The sequence below is a fragment of the Flavihumibacter sp. genome (genome assembly GCF_036676075.1).
GTDB lineage: Bacteria > Bacteroidota > Bacteroidia > Chitinophagales > Chitinophagaceae > Flavihumibacter.
On sequence record NZ_JAKFDQ010000010.1, the window covers coordinates 36319 to 58375 of the forward strand.

Below are 22057 nucleotides of genomic sequence, written 5' to 3' on the forward strand. Positions count from 1 at the left end.
CCAAATAGAAAGTTAGATAATATTGATTAGATGAAAATCGCTCTGGTAGCTTAATTAAAGGCAAAAGAAAGGCCCCTGTGGAAACAGGGGCCGTAACCAAAACTAACTGCTTATGAGAAAATTGACTGCTTATGTGAGAAGTCAAAAAATTAAATCATGTTTGAACTACTTATATAACGCAAATCCATTGCCAATAGTGTGCTGCTAAAAGTTAAATAACTTTAAAATCTACCTTTACAAGCTTCAACACTCAATGAACTTCTGAACAACAAAGGTAATGGAACACTACCCTTATGAACAATAGTAAGATAGTGAATTCTAAAATAATTAACAAGTAAAATCCGCTGCAGTACTGGATTTTTTTTGGATGAGCACAAAGCTGCGGGCTAAGCGCAACCCGTGGGTAAAACCTGCAAGTGTTAGTATTACACTTATAAATCAGAAAACGAGGGTGCACCCTCGTAAACCTTTGATTTTTACCGTAATAATTTTTCTAATGTATTGACTTTACTGCTGGTTGGTCATCTTCTCCGCGTTTTCCGCAAACTGGAGCTGGTCAATGAATTCCTGGATCTCCCCATTAAGAATAGCATCAAGGTTATAGGCTGTATAATTGATCCGGTGATCGGTTACACGCCCCTGAGGGAAATTATAAGTCCTGATCTTTGCGCTCCGGTCACCTGAACTTACCAGGCTCTTCCTGTGACGGGAAATCTCCTCTTCCTGCTTGCGAACCTGCTCCTCGTATAATTTTGTCCGCATCATATGCATTGCTTTCTCCCGGTTGGCCAGCTGCGTTCTCTCCGTCTGACAAATTACCACTGTACCGGTGGGGATATGGGTCAGCATTACCTTGGTCTCCACCTTATTTACGTTTTGTCCACCCGCTCCACCGCTTCGTGAGGTTTCCATCTTTACATCGGCATCCCTTAGGTCAAAATCCACCTCTTCCGCCTCAGGCATTACGGCCACCGTTGCCGCTGAAGTATGCACTCGTCCACTTGCTTCAGTAGCTGGAACCCGCTGCACACGGTGAACCCCACTTTCAAACTTCAGAGTGCCATAAACATCATCGCCGATCACTTCCACGTTCACTTCCTTATACCCTCCAACAGTTCCCTCACTTTCACTCAGGATGGCAGTTTTCCAGCCCTTACTATTGCAGTAACGCAGGTACATATTCAAGAGGGTACCAGCAAACAGTGAAGCCTCATCTCCCCCGGTTCCCGCCCTTATCTCGAGAATGGCATTTTTTTCATCCTGCGGATCTTTCGGTATCAGCATCTGGCGGATGGCAGATTCAAGCTTCTCTTCCCGCTCCTCCAGTACAGGAAGCTCCTCTTTGGCAAGTTCCCGCAATTCATCATCATCCCCATTCAGCGCCTCCCGGTACGTTACAAGGTCGGCAAGAACAGTCTTATATGCTTCATACTCCTTTACGATCTTCTCCAGATTGCGATACTCCTTGCTCAGTGCACTGAACTGTTTATTATCGCTAACGATTGCCGGGTTCGTCAAAGCAACACCCAGCTCGTCAAATCTTGCCTTGATCGCTTCCAGTTTGTCTAACATAGTTCCTGTATTTTTATGGCCCTTTCCAAAAGGATGGCAAAATTAACTCAATTAACCGCATGGGCTACCGAAAATTCAAGGCCGATCAGCTTTTTACCGGAAATGATTTTGCTCCTCAGGGCTCAGTGCTGGTAACTGATGAAAAGGGATTGATTGAGGCCATCATTCCGCAAGAGGAAGCCGGATCAGATATCAATGAGCTGAGAGGCATATTAAGCCCTGGCTTTATCAACTGCCATTGTCACCTGGAGCTCAGTCATTTAAAGGGAGTTGTTCCACCCGGCACAGGCATGGTTCCCTTCCTGCTGGCCATCATGTCACAACGGAATAACAAACCCCACCAAATTGCAGATGCTATTGCCCAGGCAGAATCAGAGATGCTCTCCTCCGGTATTGTGGCAGTTGGCGATATCTGTAATACAGATCATACTATCAACCATAAATTAAGGAGGGGGATGTACTACCGCAATTTTATTGAGGTAAGCGGATTTACAGGCGCAGCGGCAGGGGGCAGATTTCAAAATGCCATCGCTTTGCTTAAGGCCTTAAAACCAACAGGACCCTCTGCAATAGTACCACATTCACCCTATTCTGTTTCTCCGGAATTATTTGAACTGGTGGCAGAACAATCGGCAGGGCAGATCATCACCATGCATAACCAGGAAAGCCAGGCAGAAAATGAATTCTTTCAAAGTGGAAACTCGGAAATGAGAAAGCTCTATGCGGCCATTGGTGTTGACCTTTCTTTTTTTACTCCTCCCGGTTGCAGCAGTCTTCAGGCAGTGCTCCAATGGCTGGACCGCTCCGCATCAACCATCCTCGTGCATAATGTATTGACCAGTCAGGAAGACATTGATTCACTGGTTAAAAAGGGATTGATGAATAGAACTATTTTCTGTCTCTGCCCAAATGCTAATCAATATATCAATGGCTCATTACCACCAGTTGACCTTTTTCTTGAAAATAATACGGAAATAGTTTTAGGTACAGACAGCCTCGCATCAAACCACCAGTTAAGCATATACGAAGAAATAAAAACCATATTAAAAGGCTTTCCACAGCTCACTCTTGAAACCGCTTTACAATGGGCAACAATCAATGGAGCGAGAGCGCTCGGTATAGAAGATCGTTATGGGAGCTTTGAAAAAGGGAAGCAACCGGGATTGGTGCAGATCTATGAAACCAGGCATACGTCTTACAGTAGTCTTATAGTTGTCTAATCCTTGTCTAAACCTTGTCTCATATTTTTCAAAACTCGCTCCTCGAGCGAGTTTCAGGCTGTTTTGCAACAACAGTGCAACTATTTAGGCTGAATCTGTAAGAGGCAAGAAGTAAGAGGTAAGAGGTAAGACTTAGGAACCAATAACCTCTTGTAAAACTGCCAGAGATCGAAGGTGCCCGAATTCAGGAACATGCAGTACATAATAAGCCTCAAAAGATTGTAATAATTTTCTCCGAACTGTCACCGGAAGTTTTATATCCTCCAGTTCGTAAGGTTGCATCACCCTTAGTAACTGCGCTGTTACAGCGCTATAATCTCCTTCAAGGTAATTCTGATGTGATGGTAACTGGTCTACAAAAAGCCCTTCCTGCAGATCGAGGATATTCAGCGTTTCGCTATGCTCATCAGGTATCCGGAAGCCGAAAAAATTGGCAAGGTGAAGTGCAAAAAATAATGGGTAATTGGCCACAACAGCTGCATTAGCTTTATCCAGATGTAGCATGGCATCTTCTGTGAAATAAAAAAGATCGGGATTAGGCTCGGGTTGCCTCAGGCATTTTTGCACAAGCTCCATCATATACATTGCAACAGCCCCCTTGAAAATATCGTAGAATATATTTTCATACAGAACCGACCATTGATACTCTTTTATTCTTTGAAGATTTCTTAACTCGTTGTGATAGACCACCATATCAAGTATAGCCCCGGGCTGAAAAAGATTTGCCCTTATATTGCCCTTTTTAGAAGCCGCTCGCACACCATTCACGAGGTAGCTTTGTACACCAAATAACTCGGTAAATATGGAAACGATCACACTCGTTTCACCATACTTAACAGTTCTTAATACAATTCCCCTGGTGTTGAAATTCATGGTCAGCGTTGAATGAAAATGATCTTGGTAAGTACTTGTTGCGCCCGGTTTTCACTACTTGCAAGTACCAAGTATATTCCTGTAGAAATTTTTCTTCCGTTAAGGTCCCTTCCATTCCAGGTAAATTGAGTACCCAATGCCTTTCCCTGTTGTACAAGACGGCCATTTAGTTCAGTGATCTTTACAACAGCATTGGCAGGAACTCCCCGTATAGCTATAGTGCCGTTATACCCTGGTGGAACCGGATTTGGATATACCAAAACATCCGATCCCGCTGCCTGCTCACCTGTAGCATCGCTTTTATATGAGCACAACCCATTTGCTGTTCCAAATAGAACAGTGCCATCACGTTGATCGATAGTGATGGACTTTATATCATTATCGGGAAGCGGACTGTTTGAAGTAGTGAAACGTTGGATTGTCTTTTCTCCATCAGCACTTATAAGCCATACACCATTTCGTGTGCCGATCCATTTTCTATTGGCTCCATCCACAGCAATTGCCTGCACAGATTCTCCCTTAAAAAGAAAACCGGCAAAATTATCTGACTGTACTACTGGTATCAATGCCTCACAACCCTGGCTGGAAAACACCTCGGCAGTACATTGTATGATAGCGATACCATCTGCAGTACCTACCCAGATAAAACCGAAATCATCAATGGCAAAACTAAGAACTTCATTGGAAGGAAGATTTCCATTGCCCGAACCCGCACGGTAATATCTCCATTGATCATCGCCGGTATTATCAATGGTTAGTCCGTGATTAAAACATAACAACCCATTGCCACCCGGTGACAGAATCCACTTCTGGTTATGCTCATCCAACAGGATACGCCCCACTGTATCGCCACTCAATGTAAATGGTATTTTAAATTTACGATAACTGGCATCGGGGTATCGCATCACTAATTGGTTTTCAACTCCGCTATTACTGATCCACAAATTATTATCCGCATCTGCTGCCAGTCCGGTTACCCGGTAAGCCAGAGGATCATTTTTATCAGGCGATAATAACGGATCCTTAATTATAGTGAATTGTTCACCATTTCGAAGAATAAGTCCCCCCCTTTCAGTTCCTGCCCACAACTGATCAGCCCGATCTTTTATCAAAGACGTTATGGCACCGGTATTTTCAGGTAGCGTCTGCCCATCTGCGTTATAATGCATCCAGTTGCCTTCATAAAACCGGTCCATTCCATTGATTCTGCCCATCCACCATTCTCCCCCGTTAGCATAGATTGCACCTGAGGGAATTCCTTGTGGGGAGTTGGGTATGATTGAAGTGATAAGCCCATCCTTATATTCAAGTAATCCAACTTTAGAATCTGCTACCCATATAGTGCTACCAATTATAAGCGCATCACGCGGATCAGTCAATAAATCATCTTCGGCTATAGTTTGAATGATAGCATTTCCATCCACAACGATTACCCGTGCCCTTCCATTTTTTTGCTGGCTGATTATGAACCTCCCATCTGAATAGTTGACCATATTCCATGACCATTCATCCGTATAGATCTTTCGAAAGGAATTGTTCTCCGATATATAAAGGCTGGATCCATGCTGAACATACAGCATACCATCAATTATAAATACGCCCTCAATTGATCCCGCAGGTAATCCACCCGTGCCGGAAAGCAATTCCCAATTCCTGTAATCGGCCTGGTTAATTCCCTGCCTTGCAGAACGCTTTAGGCCGGCTGCAGTTGCAGCGTAATAATAAGTGCCATCAGATGCAGTTGCATTTACTTTCGTGTACTCCCCCCCGTTACCTATTACCCATGTATCTCCTATTTCGTTTTTTTCAATGTTCAATACAACCACGGCAAAACCTGTTGATAACAGAACCCGATCTCCATCACTGCTTATATGGTAGATATTTTTGTCAGCATTGATAGCAGCCCTCGCAAGGGAATTCACATTTGTAATGCCCCCTTTTCGGAGGATATCAATATTGCTGTTGGTATAGGCTATTACCAACTCCTCACCGAGGTTTCCGGAAATTGCAGATATACCTGTTTCACTTAACCCATTTACCTTGCTATAACGTTCGATCATCTCATTGGATGCATCAACACTAAAGAGGGCGTAGGGAGTAGCCACAAACAGCTTCTCGCCCTTGGTAGTTAAAGCGATGGCAGTCCCAAAGGGAAGGTGCTCCTGCCACCTGCCTATCGGCTGGGAAAACAGCTGCGGAACCAGCAAAAACAGGAAAGATAAACTACCGAGAAAGAAACGCATAGAACCCAAAGTTAACGGCTTGGGGTGGTGATTTATCAGGTGCTTAGCGCTAAAATGATTTTCTTTGCGGGCAATTATCAGCTAAATAGCAATAGCATGTGGCAACAATTAGGATCCATCGTTCTGAAATACCGAATCGCATTATTGATAATACTGCTGGCGGCAACGGCATATATGGGATTCCATGCCAGCAAAGTGCAGATGAGCTATGAGTTTGCGAGGGCCATTCCTGTTGATAATCCCAAATACCTCGCCTACCAGGAATTCAGAAAGCAGTTTGGGGAAGATGGAAGTATGCTGGTAATAGGTGTGCAGACAGATAAATTATTCCAGCAATCTGTTTTTAATGATTATCGTCAATTACAGTTAGCCGTTAAAAACCTGGAAGGAGTGGAAGATATTCTAAGCATCCCCGGCGCAGTAACCCTTGTTAAGAATGATAGCACCGAAAAGTTGATGGCAGAAAAGATCTTTGCTGAGGGCAACCTTCACCAGGACGCCATTGATAGTTCTGCGGCAAAATTCAGGAACCTTCCCTTTTATAAGGGTCTACTTTATAATGAAGCCTCCAATGCCTATTTGATGGCCGTACGCATCAATAAAGATGTACTGGCATCTCCGCGAAGAACAAAAGTGGTTGCCAATATCCTTGATCAAACTGATGCATTCGGCAGTAAACACCAGCTCAACATGCATTATAGCGGACTACCGCTGATACGTACCCAGATGGCAGACAGGATAGCAAAAGAAATGCGCTGGTTACTGATCGGATCGCTCGCATTATCTGCCGTCATATTGCTGGCGTTCTTCAGGAGCATCAGCGCAATGCTGATTTCCCTGGCTGTTGTGATCATGGGAGTGATCTGGAGTGTTGGTACCATTGAATTATTAAACTACAAGATCACCCTCCTCACTGCTTTAATTCCTCCCCTGATTGTAGTGATCGGCATACCCAACTGTATTTACTTTCTAAATAAATACCATGTTGCCTGGAACGAAACTGGTATTAAAAATGAGGCCATCCGCACAATGGTTGCCAAAATGGGCATAGTAACTCTTTTTTGCAATATTGCTGCAGCAATTGGTTTTGCGGTGTTCGCACTTACCAAAAGCGCAATACTCCAGGAGTTCGGGGTAGTTGCGGGATTAAACATCATGGTGATTTTCTTTATCTCCTTTATTTTTATTCCGGTAGTGCTAAGTTTCCTGCCATCCCCTAAAACCCGACATACAAGGTATCTCGATAATAAATGGCTGCTGGCAGTTCTTGACAAACTCGAAATCTGGAGCCTCAACCATCGAAGATTAATATATGGACTAACCGCCCTTATCACCATTTTAGCTATTCTTGGGATGTTCCGCCTTCGTTCGGAGGGATTTATTGTGGATGACCTTCCCAAAACCGACCGGATCTATACAGACCTTAAATTTTTTGAGGAGCATTTCAAAGGTGTAATGCCTCTGGAAATTGTTGTAGATACCAAACAGAAGAATGGTATCCGCAAGAATACACTTCAGACCCTGGAAAGGATCGATTCATTGTCGGCCTATATAACTGCACAACCAGAGATGAGCCGTCCACTTTCCATCGTGGAAGGAATGAAATTCGCCAAACAGGCTTATTACGATGGCGATAGCAGCAATTACCAGCTTCCCAATAGTTTTGATATCGCCTTCCTCGCACCTTACCTGAACATGAAAGGGGGAGATAATGAGAGTAACCAACTGGGTAAACTAGTCAGTTCATTTATGGATGAGCAAAAGCGCCAGACTCGCATCAGTGTAAACATGAAAGATGTAGGTAGTAAACGTTTACCGGAAATACTTGGACAGATCGAAAAGAAAACAGAACAGTATTTTGATACAGCTGATTATAAGATTACCCTCACCGGAGGAAGTATTACTTTTCTTGAAGGAAGTACATTCATAATCAATGGATTAAAAGAAAGTATTTTCTGGGCCTTTCTCCTCATCGCACTCTGCATGCTTTATCTTTTTCGATCCCTGAGAATATTACTCTGCTCGCTCATTCCTAATATCATTCCCTTGCTTATTACAGCTGGCGTTATGGGCTGGGTTGGAATTGCATTAAAGCCATCCACGGTACTGATTTTCAGTGTTGCATTGGGAATTGCAATAGACATAACCATCAGGTTCTTAGTTAATTATAAGCAGGAACAGGGCTCTCATAAAAATCAAAAACAGGTAGTCATCGAAACCATTCACTCAACAGGTATCAGTATAATTTATACCTCTATGGTTTTGATAGCTGGATTCGTGATATTCTGTTTCAGCGGTTTTGGGGGAACGCAATCCTTGGGATGGCTTACTTCACTTACCCTTGTAGTGGCAACCGTAACCAATCTCGTGCTCCTGCCGGCACTTTTAATCGATCTTACCGGAAAAAAATCACTCAAATCCTAACCGACATGAGTTTTTTTATATTTTTTTAACTTTTTTGGCTAAAAATTCAACAAATTTAATCAGGGAGATTTCCCTCTTTTATACCCCTGTATCTAAACTTTTTACCAATTAGCTATTTTTATAATTTCTTCAAGGTTACGACATTAATTTGCATTCTTACCTAGATTTTGCCATTGACTGTGCAGCTATTGCCATTTATCCCATGTCTTGGTGAATTAACATTTCCTTAGATTTACCTAGCTAAAAACTAAATGTACATGAGAAAACTAGTTATGTTACTACTAGGCATTATTATGCTTAGTGGCCACTTATTGGCCCAAACCCGAACCGTTACGGGAAAAGTAACAGATGCGGCAGGCAATCCTGTTCCAAATGCATCTGTTGTCGTAAAAGGAACTACCATCGGTACAACCACAACCGAAGATGGTAGTTTTTCATTTTCAATCCCTGACAATGCAAGAACTCTGGTGATCAGTTCCATAGGAATGGCATCACAGGAAGTTGGCATTGGAAACCGAACCAATTTTTCTATCACCATGGGTGCCGACGATAAGGACCTCCAGGAAGTGGTAGTAGTTGGTTATGGTACAGTTAAGAAGAAGGAAGTTACCGCTTCCATTTCAACGGTTAAAGGTCAGGCAATTGCCAACCTTCCTGTTCAGAGCTTTGATAATGCATTAGGTGGCCGTGCTGCCGGTGTTCAGATCACTGTTCCTAACGGACTTGTGGGCAACCCTCCCGTTTTCCGTGTTCGTGGAACCAACTCACTGAACCTGAGTTCTTATCCACTCATTGTTATTGATGGCGTTCCTGCTTTCAGCGGAAACGTTAGCCAGACCTTTGCGTCTTCAAACGTACTTTCATCAATTAACCCTAATGATATTGAGAGTATCGATATCCTTAAAGATGCAGCCGCTTCAGCAATCTATGGTAGCCGTGCTGCCAATGGAGTTGTATTGATTACCACTAAAAAAGGTAAATCAGGTACAGCAAAAGTTACTTATGATGGTTGGGCTGGCTGGACTTCTCCTTATGGCCTTTGGGACCTGCTGGATGCTGAGCAATACATGCAGCATAAAAATATGGCTCTGGCGAATGCTGGCATCCCAACAACTACCACTGAGTTCCGCCCAACCCTTGATGCCAATGGCGACGTGATAAATACCAACTGGTATGATCATGTTTACCGCACTGGTTTTTCTAACAGTCATACTGTAAACGTTTCTGGCGGAAACCAAACAACCAATTACTATTTTTCTGTTGGATACACAAACCAGGAAGGTATATTGGTGAAGAATGATTTCGCAAGAAAAGTTGCCCGTATAAATGTTGATCACAAGCCTAATAAGGTTGTGGGTATCGGTGGAAACTTCTCTTATTCCCAGGAAATAAACAGGGCGCCAAACAGTGGATCACTGCCTGGCTTCCTCTTCTCTACAGCAGGCTTGGGACGTGCTCCTTTGATCACTGCTCCTAACGTTTCCCCTTTCAAAAACGACGGTACTTACAATAATGGATCCAATGGATTGATTGGGGTGATGGACAACAACGCCGGACAGGTTGGTTTTTACAACCCTAAAGCAGTTGCGGACCTTAACCGTGCCATCAATGAAGGTAATCGTGTATTGGGTAACATCTACTTGTCTATTAAACCTTTCAATGGCTTAACACTTCGTACGCAGTACGGTATAGATTACCTGAACTCCGATAACGAACTTTTTTATAGCCCGCTTCATGGGGATGGTTTCCCACGCGGACTTGCATCCAGCACATTAGCTAAATACCGCAGGTGGAACTGGACGAATACTGCACAGTATGACAGAGTGATAGCAGACGACCATTCAATAAGTGTTCTGGTTGGTTCTGAACAGCAGTATACCAACAACCAGGGATTTGGACTACAGATGCAGGATATCAATGACCCATTCTATACAGATATCCAGGGCTCTTACCTTACACCAACTGCGGCTGGCCGTTTCCGTGGTGAAAACTTCCTGATGTCTTCATTCGGACGTTTGAACTATGATTTCGCCAAGAAATACTATATCTCATTAAACGGAAGGCAGGATGAATATTCAGCTTTCGGAAATGGTAATAAGAAAGGACAATTCTGGGGTATTTCCGGTGCATGGGATATTGCCCAGGAAGGTTTCTACAGCAACTCAATCGGAAAGATATTCAGCAGCATGAAGATCCGTGCTAGTCATGGTACCGTAGGTAATATTGGTGGTATTGGTGATTTCATCGCTTATTCATTCTATGGTGGTGGACTTTATGGCCCATCTGGTTCCCTTACTCTCAATTCAGTGGGTAACCCTGAACTGCAGTGGGAAACAAGTAAGAAAACTGATATCGGCCTGAACTTCGGAATATTAAATGATCGTATCACGGGTGAATTCGGTTACTACAAGAATGATATCGATGGCTTGATCTATAACGTTCCGCAAGCTCCTTCAAGAGGTATTCCTGGTAACTCACTCCTTGAGAATATCGGAAGCATGTACAACAAAGGATTTGAATTTACATTGAATGCTGGTGTTGTACGTTCTCGCGATTTCACCTGGAATGCCAGCTTTAACTTCACTACAATCAAAAACGAAGTAACTGCTCTTGCTCCGGGCATCTCAGAATTCACTACAGCATCTGATCTGGAAACTGTGAATATTACACGAGTTGGAGAGCCTTTGGGTGCGCTATTTGTTGTAAGAACTGCAGGTGTTAATCCCGATAATGGAAACAGGATCTTTATTAACAAAGCGGGTCAGCAGGTTCAATACCAGCACGTGGTTCCAACAGGAACCAGCCGTTGGAAATTCATGGATGGTACTACTGCACCAGGTATAGGTTCACAGGATGCCGTTCTTTACAGACCAACCCAGCCGAAGTTTTATGGTGGATTCGATAATAACTTCCGCTTCAAGGATTTTGACTTTGGATTCCTCCTCACTTTCCAGGGTGGTAACTATGTTTACAATGGAACACAGGCAGGTCTGCGCGACCAGCGTTTCTGGAACAACCATACTGATGTATTGAGAAGCTGGAAAAAAGCAGGTGATGAAACAGATATCCCACTTGCCATTTTTGGTGACAACGTATCGAATGGTTCTGCATTCCCAATTGACGTAAACGTTGAGAAAGGTGATTTCATTAAACTCCGCAACATGTTCATTGGCTATAATATTCCAAAGAGCATTCTTGACAGAGCGAAAATCAGTAATGCACGCTTCTATGTGCAGGGCCAGAACCTTGCCATCTTCTCTAAGTACAGCGGACCCGATCCTGAAGTTTCTTCTAACGGTAACGGTAACACCAACCCTGGTGTAGATCGTAACTCTATTGCGAACGGAAGGACCCTCACTGTAGGACTTAATATTGGTTTCTAATCCTTAAGAAAAAATTTGAATGATGAGAACAGTAAATAAATATGTGATCCTCGCGCTTACGCTTTCTTCCCTTGGCAGTTCCTGCATGAGGGAAAAGCTGGAGCCGGTGCCCACCACCGCATTGACTGATGTCACTGCTTTTGACACCCCCGACCGTATCCTCCAGCAGGTTAATGGTTTGTATGCCAGCGTTAAATCAGGTCAGTACCTGGGTGGACGATTTATCGTGTACAACGAGATCAGGGGTGAAGAATATAACAATGAACTCACCAATGGTGTTACAGGCCTTCAAACCTGGAACCATACATTAGGTACCAACACAAACGAGGTAACCAACCTCTGGAATGCAGGTTATTATGCCATCAATAGTGCTAACGTATTTTTAGATGGTATGGCTGCAAAAGGCACATCTATTGTGGGAGATGAATTATCTGCAAACTATACAGGTGAAGCAAGGTTTATCCGTGCCATGACCTATTTTGACCTCCTGCGTTTATACGCACGTCCTTATTGGGATGGAAACGGTTCAAAGGATGGTCTTCCACTGCGACTTACCGGTAACAAAGGCCCTGGTGAAAATGATCTAGCTCGCTCAAGTGTTGCAGAAGTATTTGCTCAGATCCTTGCTGATCTGGATTATGCAGAGCAGAATCTCCCTGAGTCTTACAGCACTGCATTCACCAATGTTACCAGAGCTCATAAGAATACAGCTATCGCACTCAAAACTCGTGTACTTCTTGCAATGCAGCGTTATGCAGATGTAGTAACAGAAGCGAATAAAATAGTTGGGGAAGACCTTTCCGCACCTACTGGTGTTCCGCATGAACTGGCGGCCGACATAACAACTGTTTTCAAGCCGCCTTACACTACAACAGAATCAATCTTGTCTATGCCATTCACGGCTAATAACCTGCCTGGTGTTCAGAACGCATTGGCTCACTATTTCACCCCAACCAGTTTTGCAACACCTGCACCTGGGAATGGTGAATATTCATTGATAGCTACTGGGCTTATTGCAAATACTTCATGGTCTGCAGATGATGATAGAAGAAAATTCATCTTTGCTGCGCCTAATGGTAAAAGCTACCTGGTTAAGTACCCTACAGGGCCTACACAAACAGATAATGTACCAGTTATACGTTATGCAGAAGTTCTATTGAACCTCGCCGAAGCACTTGTAAGAAGCACCAACTCTGTAAATGAAAGAGCCGTTGAAATTCTCAATGCTGTTCGTCAGCGTTCTGATGAAGGCACTTCATTTGAAGTTGGAGATTTTGCATCCGTGGATGCTTTGATTGAAGCAATTCTGCTCGAGCGCAGGATAGAACTACTTGGTGAAGGTTTCAGAAGTTTTGACCTGCTCAGGCTTGGACAAACAATTCCAGGCAAAGCGAATGTGAATCCGGTTTCTCCTACACAGTCAGAGTATATATGGCCTATACCAGCCGGAGAATTGTTGAACAATAAACTGGCAACTCCTAATCCCTAAGATTTTCAGCTTTCAGTAAAAGAAAAAAAGGCGCCTGATGGCGCCTTTTTTCATGCAAAATATTCTTACTATTACAGAACAAATCCTGCCATCGCCTGAACCTTATCCCACTTTGTTTGTCATTTAATAGTTATTTTTTTCTGCAAATCAAAACTGGACGCAGCATTTAAACTGCTCGCCTGTCAATATAGGTAAGGCTTTTATTTTACACACAAACACTAAATGCAAATGAGAAAATTGCTATGCCTGCTATTATGCATGGTTGTCCTGTCAGGGCAGCTATTGGCACAGACAAAAACCCTTACAGGAAGGGTTACAGATGACAAAGGGACTCCCATTCCCAATGCTTCTGTTATTGTTAAAGGATCAAGTATCGGAACCACCACCGGTGAAGACGGAAGATTCTCTTTTGTGGTTCCTGCAAATGCCCGGGATCTTGTTATTTCGGCTGTTGGTTTTGGCGACATTGAACAAAGAATTGGAAACAATTCAGAATTTACCATCAACCTTAATACAAGAGATAAAAATCTTGCAGAGGTTGTAGTTGTTGGTTATGGTACACAGAAAAAAAGGGAACTGACTACTGCAGTTTCACAGGTTAAAGGATCTGATTTACAAAACATTCCTATCCAGGGCCCCGACCAGGCGCTCCGCGGTAGAGCCGCCGGAGTCAACGTTACACAGAGCTCCGGTACACCAGGGGGTTCAATCAACATTAACATCAGGGGTACAGGTTCTATCAACGCAAGTTCACAACCATTGTATGTTATTGATGGTATTCCAATCAATATTGGTAACTACTCACAGATAGGAGTAGGTGGACAAACACTCAACGCTTTGGCTGATATCAACCCAAGCGAAATTGAATCATTCGAAGTTTTAAAAGACGCAGCAGCTACAGCTATCTACGGTTCACGCGCTGCAAATGGTGTTGTACTTATCACTACTAAAAGAGGGGCCAACAGGAAAACAAGGGTTAATCTGAATTCCTATTACGGAATTTCTGAAGTGTATAAGCAGCTCCCAACTTTAACAGGTCCGCAATTTATTGAACTCAACCAGGAAATGGTGAGAAACCGCTTTGGTGCCACTGTAACTCCGGGTCAACTTGGACTAGTGGGCCTTGATGGTGATCCATCTTCCTATCCCACTACTAACTGGCAGGATGAGATCTTCAGGGGTGGCGCAATCCAGTCCTATGACCTGAACCTCCAGGGTGGAAATGAGAATACAAAGTTTTTTGTATCAGGTGCTTATTTCAGCCAGGAAGGTATAGTGATTGGATCAGGATTTAAAAGGTATAACCTCCGCATGAACATCGATAATAATCTTTCCAAAAAGATTAAAGTTGGTACGAGCATCGGATTGAGTAGATCAAAAAATACCCGTATCCAGAATGATAACAACATCTATGGTGTTGTTAGTACATCACTCCTACTGGGATCTCATTTCCCTGCTTATAATGCCGACGGAACCTATGGCAGAGACCCAAATGCCTCTATCGAAAACGCCATCGCAAACGCTGTTGAACCAACATACGATGTCAACAACAATCGTATCCTCGCGAATGCATATGGTGAATGGCAGATCACTAACTCCCTCTCATTCCGTTCTGTTGTGGGAGCCGACTATCTTAACTTCCGCGAGCAGCAATATATACCCTCAACTCATATCGCAGGTGCCGGTGTAAGAGGCGATGGAAGGGAAGGTTATTCAGAAGATCTTAACCTCACGAATGAAAACATCCTGACTTTCAAAAAGCAATTCGGTGATGATCATGATCTCACACTTACAGGTGTGGCATCATTCCAGGAATCAAGATTTGAAAGCATCTTCGCTCAGGCAACCAATTTCCCTGGTGACGCGATACGCCGACTAACAGCGGGTTCTCAGCGTGTGGCTGCAACATCAAATGGTTCCTCTTATGGTATTGTTGGATACCTGGCCCGTGCAATCTATGGCTTCCAGGGTAAATACCTCGTAACGGCAAGTATCCGCCGTGATGGTGTGTCAAGATTTGGTGCTGATAAAAGATGGGGTACTTTCCCGGCAGCATCAGTTGCCTGGAGAATTAGCGAAGAAGGTTTCCTGAAGAACAGCAACGTCATCAGCGATCTTAAACTCCGCGCAAGTTGGGGTGAAGCTGGTAACTCAAGTATCGGCGATTTCGCATCCCTTCCACTTGTTGGCGCAGGTAATAACTATGCCCAGGCTGCTGGTCTTGCACCTTCACAACTGGGTAACCCCAACCTGGGATGGGAAAGTTCTGAGCAAACTAACGTGGGTATAGATGTGGGTTTCTTAAATAACAGGATCAACCTTACTGCTGATTACTATATCAGGAATACACGCGAACTTTTGTTAGCCCGTCCGCTGGTTGGATCATCAGGCTTCACTACCATCAATGAAAACATTGGTTCACTGCAAAACAAAGGTTTTGAGTTTGCTTTGAACTCAACAAACATCGATAGCCGCGATTTCAGGTGGACAACTAATTTCAACATTACATTCCCGGATAATAAAGTTGTAAAACTTGCCGGAACTCCATTCGCATCAGGATTTGCGAGCTGGGTTGAAGAAGGACAGGACCTTGGAGCATTCCGTGGATTTGTTGTAAAAGGTATCTTCCAGACACAGGAAGAAATTGCAGCAGCACCTGTACATTCTGCGGCTACCCGTCCGGGTGATATCGAATTTGCTGACCTGGATGGCGATAACAGGATAACAACCGCCGACCAGGAGATCATCGGAAGTGCAGTACCAGATTTCTTTGGTGGTATGATCAACGAATTAAGCTACAAAGGAATCGGCCTTAACTTCTTCCTGCAATTTGTTTCAGGAAATGAGATCTATAATAACACGCGCGCATTTGGTGAGGGCATGAACAGCATCTTCGGACAGCTTGCCACAGTAGAGAACAGGTGGACAGCAGAGAAAGGTGAATCAGCTACATTACCTCGCGCAGTTTTCGGTGACCCAAGCAATAACAGGCGTACTTCCACAAGATGGTTAGAAGATGGTTCTTTCATGCGACTGAAAAACGTTCAGTTGTTCTATAATCTTCCACAGTCTCTTTCCCAGAGGATAAAAATGAACAACATTAGGATCTTTGTTCAGGGTGAAAACCTTAAAACATGGACTGATTACCAGGGCTTCGATCCTGAAGTGAGCACTTTCAGTATCACGAACACGGCACCTGGAACAGATTTCCTTACCTATCCCCAGGCCAAGACCATCACGTTTGGAGTAAACCTTAGCTTTTAATTTTAAATGCTGACAAAAATGAAAAAATTACAAATAGCAATTATAGCCGCAATGCTCCTGGGCTCCGCTTCCTGTGATAAGATCCTCGACCAGGAACCACAGGGCTCCCTTGATGCTACAACGGCCTTCTCTACCCGCCAGGGTGTGGAAGCGGGACTCAGGGGTATTTATGACGCCCTTCAAAGTGGTAACTATTACGGACTTCGCTACCAGGCTTTTGCTGATATGGGTGCGGATAATATTAATCACACTGGTACCTTCCCAAGTTTCGCACAGATCTTCAATAAGCAGATACTGGCCGACAACGTTGAGTTGTCAAACATGTGGAATACCATTTACAATGCCATCAACAGGGCAAATAATATCATTGCTTCTGCTGAACTGATAACCGATCCCGCATTCAATAAAGCATCCGCAATTGGTGAGGCACGCTTTCTTAGAGCCCTCCTCTACCATGACCTCATCCGTTATTTTGGCGGATCACCCAACGGATATAATAAATCAGGCGGGGTTGGTGTCCCATTATTCACCGTTCCAACGCTAGCTCCATCAGACGCAGCTCCAAAAGCCCGCGCAACTGAAGCAGAAGTAAACCAACTTATTATTGATGATCTCAATTTTGCTATTGAGAATTTAAGTGGTGTATCCATTGCAAGGGCAAACGTAAATGCAGCCAATGCTTTAAAAGCAAGAGTTGAACTCTACAACGAAAATTTCGAAGCTGCAGAAGAAGCCGCAACAGCAGTAATTGAAAAATATGAAGCAGCGCCAGTGGGTGGACTGGCAGATGATTACAGAAGTCTCTGGTCTAAGAAAAATGTAACTCCTGAAAGCATCCTCGAATTGCCTTTCTATGTAGATGATGCAAATGCAATTGCATTCTTTTATTTTCCGGGTGCAAATGGTGGAAGAAATGAAATTACATCGTCTGCAGGACTGGCTGCTGCTCATGAGGCCAATGATAAAAGAAAGATCGTTAACGTAAGTGTGCTTGACAACACATCCGATCCACGCATACCTGCAAATAAAACACTGAAGGCATTTCGTGTTGCAGGTGATGACAACGTTATCCTCATTCGTTTGGCAGAAGTATACCTGATTCGCGCTGAGGCTAGAGCAAGGAAGGCGAGTCCGGATATTGCTGGTGCACAAAGCGATCTCAATGTTGTAAGAACCCGCGCCGGATTGCCTGCAACAACCGCAGCAACAACGGCTGCACTGGTTACAGCAATTGAAAATGAGCGTCGTGTTGAATTAGCGCATGAAGGACATCGCTGGTTTGATCTTCGTCGTTATGATAAGATAGCATCACTAGGTGTTACTGAACCATTCCGCGCCCTCTGGCCCATTCCATTAAGGGAAGTTCAGACAAGTGCTGGTGTGGTTGAGCAGAATGATGGATACTAATTGTTTTGCATACAGAAGAAAGCGGCGGCCTCACTGGAGACCGCCGCTTTCTTTTTAGGTGTCTGACACATGTTCGCAACATGTTCGAACATCCTCCGAACATGTGTCAGACACTTATCACGCGCCTATTTAAGTACTTCTGAAAGCTTTTGCTCAAGATCAAAACCACGTAAGTTCTCGGCAATAATTATCCCCTGCGGATCGATCAGTACATTATAAGGGATGCCCTCAAATCCATAAACTTTAACTGATTCACTGTCCCAGAATTTCAGGTCGCTCATATGTGACCAGGCCAGCTTATCCTCAGCAATTGCCTTTACCCATGGCTCCTTTGCTTTATCAAGTGATACACCAAGTATTGTGAAATTCTTGCTGCGGAATTTATCATAGGCCCGCACTATATTTGGATTTTCATTACGGCAAGGACCACACCAGCTCGCCCAGAAATCTACCAGAACATACTTTCCCTTGAAATTAGAGATAGAAATATTCTTTCCATTAACATCTGCCATGGTAAGGTCAGGGGCTGGCTTTCCTATCAGGGTTGCAGCCGCTTTCTGCTTTTCCATCTCTGCCGTTTGCGCCTGTTGCATGTCATAAGTCTGCTTCAGGGTCTTCACCATATTATGCTCAGGAAATTTCTTTACTGCATCATTCAATAACAAATCAAAATCCTTAGCCGGCATAATACGGGAAGAAAGTCCCAACGCAAAAAGGCTTACCGCCGGGCTTTTTGTGCTGCTTACCATATTCTTCATATAACTGGTTAGAGCACTTATCATTTCATTCTTCTTATTGGTGCTTGCCAAAACAAGACTGTCGGATCCTCCAAATTGTTTCAAACTGTCAAGCTGCATGAATACAGTATTGATCTCCTGGCTCTCAACACTGTATTTCTGGATAAAATCCTGAAGTTCCTTACTTGCAGGTGAACCTTCAATAGTGTAATACTGTTCCTTTTTATTCATGTCGAGGTTAACTGTCATATCCTCCGAATCATTCACAATAAGCAGTACCGGTCCTTCCTCTACTGCCACCTGGTAAATACCTTCCTCTTTTGCTTTGCCATCAAGACTTACAGTTCCTTTGCTGTCTTTAACTGTAGCTGAATCCAGAATCACCGGAATACCATCTCCACCAAAAGGGATCTCTTCCAACACCATTCTTCGTTTGTCGATGGGGGTTAGCTTATCGGCATTGCTGTAATTTACCTTTACCGTAAACGACCCACCCGCAGCTTTATCTTTGCACTGCACAGCAAACAGTGCAATCAAACCAACCATCAACAGCTTTTTTGTTTTCATCATTTCTTATTGTTCTTATAAATTATTTAAAAATACAATCGAACCCCCATCACGAATTCACGGCAGCTTCATTGAGTTTTTTCTCCAGCATTGATGTAGTGATTTTCGGATCTGCTTTTCCGCGCGATAGCTTTTTCACCTCTCCCATAAAAAGTCCTATAAGACCTTTTTTACCTTTTCTGTACTCAGCAACTTTGTCCGGCATTTTATTCAGCACCTCTGTAACCCATTCCTCAATTTCATTGCTGCCGGCATTCTGTAACAAATTAAGTTCTGCAGCAATAGCCTCCGGAGTTTTATCCGGGTTCTCCATCACTTTTGGTAACAGCTTTGATGAAGCCGATGAAAAACTAATCTGCCCCGATGACACCAGTTCCGCCAGCGCTGCAAGCCTGCCAGGTGTAACTGGCAATTGATCTATCGAAAAATTATTTTCATTCAACCATCCTCTGATGGGGCCAAGCAGCCAGTTTGCGACCGATTTATATTGGTTTGTATGCCTTGCCACTGCCTCGAAATAATCTACCATTTCCTTTTCATCACTCAGCTGAGCAGCGTCATAGTGAGTAAGTTGGTAGCTACTCATATATCTCTGCCGAATAGCTTCCGGCAACTCCGGCATTGATGCTTTTATAGCTGCAAGCTTCTCCTCCGTTATGATGAATGGAGGAAGATCGGGATCTGGAAAATATCGGTAATCATTGGCTTCTTCTTTGGAACGTAACGCGAAAGTGGTTCCATTATCCGCATCGAAACTTCTTGTCTGTTGCAGGATGGTTTCATCTCTTTCGGCCATCTCCATCATTCTGGCAGCTTCAAATTCAATGGCTCGTTTCACATTGCGGATTGAATTAAGATTTTTTACTTCCACCTTGGTACCAAGTTTCTCTTCACCACGCAGACGGATAGATACATTGGCATCACAACGCATGCTTCCCTCTTCCATATTGCCATCACAAATACCGAGGAAACGGACAAGCTTGCGGATCTCTGTTACATAGGCATACGCTTCTTCCGCACTATACATATCGGGATCGGAAACGATCTCGATCAGCGGTACTCCTGCCCTGTTATGATCGATAGCAGTTTTGTCGGGATGTGCATCATGGATACTTTTACCAGCGTCTTCTTCAAGGTGTATATGGTGAAGGCGAACAACCCGCTCCTTTCCATCGACGTTGATCTTTATGCCGCCACCCTGGCAAATATTATTGATATGCTGTGAAGTCTGGTAACCTTTTGGAAGATCAGGGTAGAAATAATGCTTTCTGGCAAACCAGTTGGTTCGGCTTATCTCAGAATCACATGCTATACCCATCTTTATCGCAAAATCCACAGCTTCCCGATTCAGTTTTGGAAGAGTGCCAGGGTAGCCCAGCGTAATCGCACTTATATGTGTATTGGGATCGCCACCAAAACTGGCAAGGTCGCCACAGAATAGCTTTGTTTTCGTCTGAAGTTGGGCATGTACTTCCAACCCTATCACCAGTTCATATTTTTCTTCCAGAGATTTCATCCTATTGCTGCTTGTTTCCATAAAGAGCAAATGTACCCAATCAGGGGCAAAGCTCCACCCATGGCTGCCCTAAAAGCAAAAAGGTGAAAATGGGGGGTTGAACCTCCCTCTTTTCACCTTTTTGAAATAAATTCTGTTAAATCAGAGCTCTGCAGTCCTCAGTTTACGGGGTATCTTCAATTCCGCCTGCTGCTCCTTCCCTTCACGAAGATATTTCAGGGGCATCGACATTTTCTTAGCCTCCCTGGCTGCTCTTGATAGATCTACCAGTTCATTCACGCTGTTTATTTCCTTTCCATCAAAAGAGGTGATTACATCCCCTTCCTTAATACCAGCCTTTTCAGCAGCCGAACCTTCATCTACACCAAGCACCTTAACTCCCTTTCCATCTTCTGTATCCTGCGCCCGAATGCCTAGCTTAGGCTGGCCACCACGGAAGAATTCAAACTGATGTGGCATACCACCCTCTCCATCAAATCCCCTGTATTGTTCCAACTCTTCGAGGCGCTCCAATTTATCAAGGCCACCTAACCCCTCCAGCCCCTGCATTCTTTCCTGCAGTAATTCCAGCTCCGGCATTCTCTCCATATTAAAGGCCATAGCCCCTTCGCGTTTTCCGAGCGCAGCAGTGGCCTTTTTCTCTTTGCCATCACGGAGATACGTTATGGTCACTTTATCCTCAGGCTTATATTTACCGATCGCTTTGGTAAGGTCTTCCGGATCTTCAATCTTACTGTCATTCACCTTAATTATAATATCACCAGCTTTTAATCCGGCCTTATCTGCAGCGGTTTCCTTAGTGACCTCAATCACCTTCGCACCATTTTCTGACTTCTCTGTGGCTACACCAAGTAGCGCCTCATTCATATTAAATTCAAAAACACGGGCTTCTCCATCATCATTCCAATTCCAGTTTTGCCTTGGCTGACCCTGGAATGGAGAACGCGGAGGCCTTGGTACTGTAATCCTCATGGTATTGCCATCGCGAACAATTATGTTCTTTTTCATGATAGCGATCCTGTTGTCATCAAATTCTGCAAGGGGCTTTCCATTCACAGTGAGATTGTCATCATTGATCTCGATCACCAACCTGATGTCCTTCTCTCCCTTTTTTCCCTTAGCTCCCTTCACCCCTTTCTCACCTTTCTCACCCTTGGTGGAAAATTCCATTACCTCACCTCCCTTGCGCTTGATAATGATCTGGTCATACTCACCCAGTTTCTCAGATCGCTTTTCTTTTTGCTGCCCAAAGGCAACTGTATCAACTACTGTAAGCATCCCCAGGCAAACTGCCGGAAGTACTAGTTTTTTTAACATATTTTTCATTTACGGCGTTTTTCGTAGTTCAAATATAATGCGATT

12 protein-coding genes are annotated in these 22057 nt (G+C 43.9%); 6 read left to right on the plus strand and 6 right to left on the minus strand.

Annotated elements, in window-relative coordinates:
• Window positions 1–507: 507 nt before the first annotated feature.
• Window positions 508–1572: a peptide chain release factor 1 gene (prfA, locus tag V6M43_RS11750; protein WP_332735459.1), complete on the minus strand. Its 1065-nt coding sequence runs from the start codon at window positions 1570–1572 to the stop codon at window positions 508–510.
• A gap of 59 nt (window positions 1573–1631) precedes the next feature.
• Here prfA and V6M43_RS11755 point away from each other — a divergent pair, with 59 nt between their 5' ends.
• A complete protein-coding gene (locus V6M43_RS11755) occupies window positions 1632–2792 on the plus strand; it encodes an amidohydrolase family protein (RefSeq protein WP_332735461.1) in 1161 nt (386 codons plus the stop codon).
• Window positions 2793–2924: 132 nt separating this feature from the next.
• Here V6M43_RS11755 and recO read toward each other — a convergent pair whose 3' ends face one another.
• On the minus strand, window positions 2925–3665 hold the full coding sequence (gene recO, locus V6M43_RS11760; RefSeq protein ID WP_332735462.1) for a DNA repair protein RecO: 741 nt from the start codon (window positions 3663–3665) through the stop codon (window positions 2925–2927).
• A gap of 2 nt (window positions 3666–3667) precedes the next feature.
• On the minus strand, window positions 3668–5908 hold the full coding sequence (gene porZ / locus V6M43_RS11765; RefSeq protein WP_332735464.1) for a type IX secretion system anionic LPS delivery protein PorZ: 2241 nt from the start codon (window positions 5906–5908) through the stop codon (window positions 3668–3670).
• Window positions 5909–6004: 96 nt separating this feature from the next.
• Here porZ and V6M43_RS11770 point away from each other — a divergent pair, with 96 nt between their 5' ends.
• The 5 genes from V6M43_RS11770 (at window position 6005) to V6M43_RS11790 (ending at window position 17875) form a co-directional block, all read left to right on the plus strand.
• Complete coding sequence (locus V6M43_RS11770) at window positions 6005–8332, plus strand: efflux RND transporter permease subunit (protein ID WP_332735466.1); 2328 nt, start codon at window positions 6005–6007, stop codon at window positions 8330–8332.
• A gap of 257 nt (window positions 8333–8589) precedes the next feature.
• Window positions 8590–11715 (plus strand): SusC/RagA family TonB-linked outer membrane protein, encoded by a 3126-nt coding sequence (locus tag V6M43_RS11775; protein WP_332735468.1) that lies wholly within the window; start codon window positions 8590–8592, stop codon window positions 11713–11715.
• A 22-nt stretch (window positions 11716–11737) separates the two neighbouring features.
• Window positions 11738–13204 (plus strand): RagB/SusD family nutrient uptake outer membrane protein, encoded by a 1467-nt coding sequence (locus V6M43_RS11780; protein WP_332735470.1) that lies wholly within the window; start codon window positions 11738–11740, stop codon window positions 13202–13204.
• 228 nt (window positions 13205–13432) lie between these two features.
• Window positions 13433–16468, plus strand: a complete 3036-nt coding sequence (locus V6M43_RS11785) for a SusC/RagA family TonB-linked outer membrane protein (RefSeq protein ID WP_332735472.1) — start codon at window positions 13433–13435, stop codon at window positions 16466–16468.
• An 18-nt stretch (window positions 16469–16486) separates the two neighbouring features.
• Complete coding sequence (locus V6M43_RS11790; protein ID WP_332735474.1) at window positions 16487–17875, plus strand: RagB/SusD family nutrient uptake outer membrane protein; 1389 nt, start codon at window positions 16487–16489, stop codon at window positions 17873–17875.
• Window positions 17876–18000: 125 nt separating this feature from the next.
• Here V6M43_RS11790 and V6M43_RS11795 read toward each other — a convergent pair whose 3' ends face one another.
• The 3 genes from V6M43_RS11795 to V6M43_RS11805 form a co-directional block, all read right to left on the minus strand.
• On the minus strand, window positions 18001–19179 hold the full coding sequence (locus V6M43_RS11795; RefSeq protein ID WP_332735475.1) for a TlpA disulfide reductase family protein: 1179 nt from the start codon (window positions 19177–19179) through the stop codon (window positions 18001–18003).
• A 49-nt stretch (window positions 19180–19228) separates the two neighbouring features.
• Entirely contained in the window at window positions 19229–20716 is a 1488-nt protein-coding gene (gatB, locus tag V6M43_RS11800; protein WP_332735477.1) for an Asp-tRNA(Asn)/Glu-tRNA(Gln) amidotransferase subunit GatB, read from the minus strand.
• A gap of 120 nt (window positions 20717–20836) precedes the next feature.
• Window positions 20837–22012, minus strand: coding sequence for a PDZ domain-containing protein (locus V6M43_RS11805; protein WP_332735479.1), 1176 nt, complete (start codon window positions 22010–22012; stop codon window positions 20837–20839).
• Window positions 22013–22057 lie beyond the last annotated feature (45 nt).